The sequence below is a fragment of the Burkholderia sp. AU38729 genome, from assembly GCF_020419725.1.
In the GTDB taxonomy this organism is placed as follows: Bacteria; Pseudomonadota; Gammaproteobacteria; order Burkholderiales; family Burkholderiaceae; genus Burkholderia.
Map to the genome: position 1 here is coordinate 39,984 of NZ_JAIZQO010000022.1, position 6,241 is coordinate 46,224.

Below are 6,241 nucleotides of genomic sequence, written 5' to 3' on the forward strand. Positions count from 1 at the left end.
GAAGCGGCCCGAATACTTGCTTACTGTGCTGCCAGCGTAGCCTGGTCCACACGCACGCCGACGCCCATCGTGCTCGACAGTGCGATCTTGCGCAGGTAGACGCCCTTGCTCGTTGCCGGCTTTGCCTTCTGCAGCGCTTCGATCAGTGCCGACAGGTTCGAACGCAGTGCGGTCGGTTCGAACGATGCACGGCCGATGGTCGCGTGGATGATACCGGCCTTGTCGACACGGAATTGCACCTGACCAGCCTTCGCGTTCTTGACGGCGGTTGCGACGTCCGGCGTGACCGTGCCGACCTTCGGGTTCGGCATCAGGCCGCGCGGGCCCAGGATCTGACCGAGCGTACCGACGATACGCATCGTGTCCGGCGAAGCGATCACGATGTCGAAGTCCATTTGGCCAGCCTTGATCTGCTCTGCCAGGTCTTCCATACCGACGATTTCCGCGCCTGCTGCACGCGCTTGCTCAGCCTTCTCGCCTTGCGCGAACACAGCAACGCGAACCGACTTGCCCGTACCTGCCGGCAGAACGACCGAACCACGAACGACTTGATCCGACTTCTTCGCATCGATGCCGAGCTGGACTGCGACGTCGATCGACTCGTCGAACTTCGCGCTCGCGCATTCCTTCACGAGGCTCAGTGCGTCTTCGATCGCGTACAGCTTCTGACGATCAACCTTGGCGGCAAATGCCTGACGGCGCTTGGAGATCTTAGCCATTTACACGCCCTCCACAGTGATGCCCATCGAGCGTGCGCTACCAGCGATGGTGCGAACGGCTGCGTCCAGATCAGCTGCCGTAAGGTCCGGCATCTTGGTCTTCGCGATTTCTTCAGCTTGAGCGCGCGTGATCGAACCGACCTTGTCGGTGTGCGGCTTGCTCGAGCCCTTGTCCACCTTCGCCGCCTTCTTGATCAGGACGGTCGCCGGCGGCGTCTTCATCACGAACGTGAAGCTCTTGTCAGCGAATGCCGTGATGACCACCGGCACCGGCAGACCCGGCTCCATGCCTTGAGTCTGCGCGTTGAACGCCTTGCAGAACTCCATGATGTTCAGGCCGCGCTGGCCCAGTGCCGGACCGACCGGCGGCGACGGGTTGGCTTTACCTGCAGGGATCTGCAGCTTGATAAAGCCGATAATCTTCTTTGCCATTTGTGAACCTCATTGGAACGCCGGAGAAGGCGTTCGGTGAGTGATAACGCGCTTTCGCCACTGGCTACTGACGCTCCTCAACGGCCATGACGCGGACCGTAAGCGCGAAGGTGGGCAGCCGAGGCTGCCCACCGAATCGGGATCAAACTTTTTCGACCTGGCCGAACTCGAGTTCGACTGGGGTGGATCGGCCAAAGATGGTGACCGACACACGCACGCGCGATTTTTCATAATTGACTTCTTCGACGGTGCCGTTGAAGTCCGTGAACGGGCCTTCCTTGACACGCACCATCTCGCCGACTTCGAACAGGGTCTTCGGGCGCGGCTTCTCAACGCCTTCCTGCATCTGCGACATGATCTTCTCGACTTCCTTCGGGGAAATCGGGGTCGGACGGTTGCGCGCACCGCCGACGAAACCGGTGACCTTCGCGGTGTTCTTCACGAGGTGCCACGTTTCGTCCGTCATCTCCATCTCAACCAGCACGTAGCCGGGGAAGAAACGACGCTCAGTCACTGCCTTGTGGCCGCCTTTGACTTCGACCACTTCTTCGGTCGGGACCAGGATCTGACCGAATTTGTCCTGCATGCCAGCACGTTCGATGCGCTCCTGAAGCGCACGCTGCACGCTCTTCTCCATACCGGAGTAGGCGTGCACGACGTACCAACGTTTTCCGCTCGGGGATGCCGGAGTATCGCTCATATCATTTCCAACCCAGAATCGCCGAGAAAATCACCCATTCGATCGATTTGTCACTCAACCAGAGGAAAATCGCCATCACGAGCACGAAACCGAACACGACGAGTGTGGTTTGCGTTGCTTCCTTGCGGGTGGGCCAAACGACCTTCCGGACTTCCTTGTACGAATCCTTGGCAAAGGCGATGAGACTCTTGCCAGGTGCGGACATCAGCCCGACGGCAACGCCGGCGATGATACCTACCGCCAACGCAGCACCGCGGACATACCATTGCTGATTGGCCAGCCAGAAGAAGCCCACGAATCCGGCCAAGACCAACAATACGCCCAGGGCCAGCATCAGCTTATCGCCGGAGGTATTTACAGTTTCGACGGATGGATTCGCCATAACACCTTAAAACAAATGCCACGTAGGACACGTGGCTATTTTTTTGGCAGGGGCAGAGGGAATCGAACCCCCAACCTTCGGTTTTGGAGACCGACGCTCTGCCAGTTGAGCTATACCCCTAAACCATGCTGGGGCTGGCTGTTGCCAGCCCCAAAACTGTCGATCAACGAATAACTGGCTTACTCGATGATCTTGGCGACGACACCGGCGCCGACCGTACGGCCGCCTTCGCGGATTGCGAAGCGCAGACCTTCTTCCATCGCGATCGGAGCAATCAGCTTCACCGTGATCGACACGTTGTCGCCCGGCATCACCATTTCCTTGTCCTTCGGCAGCTCGATCGAGCCCGTCACGTCCGTCGTACGGAAGTAGAACTGCGGACGGTAGTTGTTGAAGAACGGCGTGTGACGGCCGCCTTCGTCCTTGCTCAGCACGTACACTTCAGCCGTGAAGTGCGTGTGCGGCGTGATCGAACCCGGCTTCGCCAGAACCTGGCCACGCTCCACGTCTTCACGCTTCGTGCCGCGCAGCAGGATACCAACGTTGTCGCCTGCTTGACCTTGGTCCAGCAGCTTGCGGAACATTTCAACGCCCGTGCAGGTCGTCTTCACCGTCGGCTTGATACCGACGATTTCGATTTCTTCGCCGACCTTCACGATGCCGCGCTCAACGCGACCCGTCACAACCGTACCGCGGCCCGAGATCGAGAACACGTCTTCCACCGGCATCAGGAACGCGCCGTCAACTGCACGCTCCGGCGTCGGGATGTACGTGTCCAGCGCGTCGGCCAGGCTCATGATCGCCACTTCGCCCAGCTCGCCCGTGTCGCCTTCCAGCGCCAGCTTGGCCGAACCCTTCACGATCGGCGTGTCGTCGCCCGGGAAGTCGTACTTCGACAGGAGTTCGCGAACTTCCATCTCGACCAGCTCGAGCAACTCAGCGTCGTCCACCATGTCGCACTTGTTCAGGAACACGATGATGTACGGAACGCCAACCTGACGTGCCAGCAGGATGTGCTCACGCGTCTGCGGCATCGGGCCGTCAGCTGCCGAGCAAACCAGGATCGCGCCGTCCATCTGCGCTGCGCCCGTGATCATGTTCTTCACATAGTCAGCGTGGCCCGGGCAGTCGACGTGTGCGTAGTGGCGGTTAGCCGTTTCGTACTCGACGTGTGCCGTGTTGATCGTGATGCCGCGCGCCTTTTCTTCCGGTGCCGCGTCGATCTGGTCGTATGCCTTCGCTTCGCCGCCGAACTTCTTCGTCAGAACCGTCGTGATCGCTGCCGTCAGCGTCGTCTTGCCGTGGTCAACGTGACCAATCGTACCAACGTTCACGTGCGGCTTGGTCCGCTCAAATTTACCCTTGGCCATTTTCGACTCCCAGAAGGAATTTCACAGGTTGCGCCGCGCGCAAACAAGACACTGACTTTTTACTGCTGGTGCCCATGGGCAGGATCGAACTGCCGACCTCTCCCTTACCAAGGGAGTGCTCTACCACTGAGCCACATGGGCGCTTTACGCTTCAACTTCGCGGTCTGGAGCGGGTGAAGGGAATCGAACCCTCGTCGTAAGCTTGGAAGGCTTCTGCTCTACCATTGAGCTACACCCGCACGGGCCACAAACGATTCCTTACCGCTCACTGCGCTGATAATCTTGGTGGAGGAGGTTGGATTCGAACCAACGTAGGCGTAAGCCAACAGATTTACAGTCTGCCCCCTTTAGCCACTCGGGCACCCCTCCGTAGAGAACTGACGATTATGGGGGTGCATCGCACTTCTGTCAAGCGGATCCGGAAGATTATTTTTACTTTCTTCCCGACACCTGCCTGACCACCGATCTCCCGCCCTTGCCCGGCTAAGGCAAGCATGGGTACTGCTGATCAATGCCACATCTTCGTCAGACTCCGCCCTCAACGTCGATCTGCATCTACGCTGAAAACGAAAGACCGCCATCATACGACCTCTTACGCGCTCTGCCAAGCGGGTAAGCGAAAAATTTCCGCAAATTTCGTGCCGAGTGGATTCGCTGATATGCCCCCCGATATTTCAAGGGATATCGCTTCCAATCTCACCGGTTGTCTGACCGGACCTGCGGGGGGATGACGTGTCGAGGCTTTCGGGTGTTTTCCAGCAACTGCATCGGATCCTGCGGCCACGGCAACCGACAGGAAGTGGTGGGCGCGCCACCGACCCTAGCCGACTTCAGCCACGGCCGCGATACCATCGCAGGACAGCTGCCCGCCTCCGGTTCCGATCCTCATGCGCCTGCTTGCCCGTGCGATGACCTTCACGGCTTTGACCGCGCATGTCGCGGGTCCGTCGGATGCCTGGTGTCGATCGAGCACGATCACCAGGCTCCGCCATCAGGCACTGCCGACAGCCACGCCCCGGGACGCAGCGCGGCAGCTTCATTGCTCGTCGCATATGACCGACTGAAACCCGCGCTCGATGCCCGGTGCCTCGGTTCGGCACACGTCGGTTTCGTTGGGGCGTCCCGCTGAGCAAGATGCAATCGCCTATGCGTGGCTGCTCAACGATGCGTCCACGTACCTCGTCGGCGCAGGCGATAGTGCGTCAGAAGGTGAGTCCGGCGGCCCAGCCTGAAGCGACGCATTGCAGCCACTACTCGGCGATGATATGCGGTCCCGCCTCGGCCTGCCCGCGGGCTTGTCGACGCGATCTCGGCGAGCATTCTGCAATGTGCCGCCCACTCCTTCGCCATCATGCAAGCCGACCAACGTCAGCATCTGGTTGGCCTACCGCAGCGAATCCACGGCATACGCATGACATCCCGCATGCCCGGACGATGCCCGCATCGTGCAGCTGAACGCTAGTACCTGCGCAGGATTCGACGCCGGCGCGTTCTCCGCTCCGCATCCATCCGACGACGACGGAAAGCTGGCGTGCGACATCCAGTCTCCGACATCGATCGCTCGCTGCCCGGCGTTGGTCGTGCTAACCCGAAATCAAGGCAGGAACACGACCCGTCAGTTTTCGCCGGGCAATGGCTCCGCACTCCGGGATCCGAGTACCGCATGCACGGTGCGATCGACCGGCATCGACGCCGGCGGCAAGCACTTCGCGTTATGGGTAATGGGCGAGACTGCTTTGGCGGCACGGCCTATTCACTCATCGAAGAAATCGATGCGGTGCGAGACGGGCAGCCCGTGCTCGTCAAAAGGAACAGCGCGGATTTCTGATGCTATCGGGTCGACGAACTCGCGGACGCAGGTTCGCGCTAGCAGCGCCCATGTCCATCCGGTGGGTTACACGCGCCCGTTCCGTCGCTCAAGCCGACTTGAGCGAAGATGCAACCAATTGAGTCATAAACAACCCTGGATGGCTACACAGTGGGATTCACGGCACGATTCGACTTCGTCCGCTCGATGGGCATCAGCCACTCAGCGCGCGCAGCGAGAACGCGCCAAACGTCCGATAGAGGGCCCCGTTGCCCCGCATGTCGAGGGCTCGTTGTGGTGACCGGGGCCGCGAACATGCTTGATAGGCACGAAATTGCAATAGTGACTTTTGGCCGAGGATGAGCTCGATATGCCGCTGAACGATGCCCGATAATCGGCAATCGAGGAGTTGGCGATGCTCCACCGGGCCGCAGCCCGGCAACGCTCAAATCTGCCCTGAGCGGTAGCCAGATACGCGAGATGGAGTCGCTACTCGACCTGGCCGCAATCGTCGCGAGCAGCGGGAGGATGAATGTTTGAATGTGGGTTTCAGCCAACGCCAACTACCAGTGCGGGAGCAGCTCGATCGGTTTGATCTGTAGCGCGGCGCTGCGAGTTCTCGGGAACGGCAGGTGTCTGAATCGACGCATTCGGCGCCTGGATGTGGCTAGGCCACCACTCCGCGCCCCCCGTGCATTACCGCCGCGCCAATGCAAAAACCCCCGCCTTTCGGGCGGGGGTTTCTGGCTTAGGGAGCCTGACGATTACCTACTTTCACACGGGAATCCGCACTATCATCGGCGTAGAGTCGTTTCACGGTCCTGTTCGGGA

At 60.1% G+C, this 6,241-nt stretch carries 5 protein-coding genes and 4 tRNA genes; all 9 read right to left on the reverse strand.

The annotated features are described in order from the left end of the window. Positions 1 to 20: 20 nt before the first annotated feature. Positions 21 to 719 carry a 50S ribosomal protein L1 gene (gene rplA, locus LGM56_RS35795; protein ID WP_006482906.1) on the reverse strand — a complete coding sequence of 233 codons (699 nt, stop codon included), beginning with the start codon at positions 717 to 719 and terminating at the stop codon, positions 21 to 23. Beyond that, positions 720 to 1,151 (reverse strand): 50S ribosomal protein L11, encoded by a 432-nt coding sequence (rplK, locus tag LGM56_RS35800; protein ID WP_006477201.1) that lies wholly within the window; start codon positions 1,149 to 1,151, stop codon positions 720 to 722. A 142-nt stretch (positions 1,152 to 1,293) separates the two neighbouring features. Next, positions 1,294 to 1,851, reverse strand: coding sequence for a transcription termination/antitermination protein NusG (gene nusG, locus LGM56_RS35805; protein WP_006400672.1), 558 nt, complete (start codon positions 1,849 to 1,851; stop codon positions 1,294 to 1,296). 1 nt (position 1,852) lies between these two features. Next, a complete protein-coding gene (gene secE, locus LGM56_RS35810) occupies positions 1,853 to 2,233 on the reverse strand; it encodes a preprotein translocase subunit SecE (RefSeq protein ID WP_006482892.1) in 381 nt (126 codons plus the stop codon). 44 nt (positions 2,234 to 2,277) lie between these two features. Next, positions 2,278 to 2,353 (reverse strand) — tRNA-Trp (locus LGM56_RS35815). A gap of 59 nt (positions 2,354 to 2,412) precedes the next feature. Further along, on the reverse strand, positions 2,413 to 3,603 hold the full coding sequence (gene tuf / locus LGM56_RS35820) for an elongation factor Tu (protein ID WP_011350666.1): 1,191 nt from the start codon (positions 3,601 to 3,603) through the stop codon (positions 2,413 to 2,415). A gap of 66 nt (positions 3,604 to 3,669) precedes the next feature. Next, a tRNA-Thr gene (locus LGM56_RS35825) sits at positions 3,670 to 3,744 on the reverse strand. A gap of 24 nt (positions 3,745 to 3,768) precedes the next feature. Then, positions 3,769 to 3,842 (reverse strand) — tRNA-Gly (locus LGM56_RS35830). A gap of 44 nt (positions 3,843 to 3,886) precedes the next feature. Beyond that, positions 3,887 to 3,972: transfer RNA gene (locus LGM56_RS35835), tRNA-Tyr, on the reverse strand. Between the last annotated feature and the right edge of the window lie 2,269 nt (positions 3,973 to 6,241).

Coding starts and splice junctions, on each gene's coding strand:
- nusG (WP_006400672.1), bottom strand. CDS start 1,851: ATGAGCGATACTCCGGCATCCCCGAGCGGAAAACGTTGGTACGTCGTG.
- rplA (WP_006482906.1), bottom strand. CDS start 719: ATGGCTAAGATCTCCAAGCGCCGTCAGGCATTTGCCGCCAAGGTTGAT.
- secE (WP_006482892.1), bottom strand. CDS start 2,233: ATGGCGAATCCATCCGTCGAAACTGTAAATACCTCCGGCGATAAGCTG.
- rplK (WP_006477201.1), bottom strand. CDS start 1,151: ATGGCAAAGAAGATTATCGGCTTTATCAAGCTGCAGATCCCTGCAGGT.
- tuf (WP_011350666.1), bottom strand. CDS start 3,603: ATGGCCAAGGGTAAATTTGAGCGGACCAAGCCGCACGTGAACGTTGGT.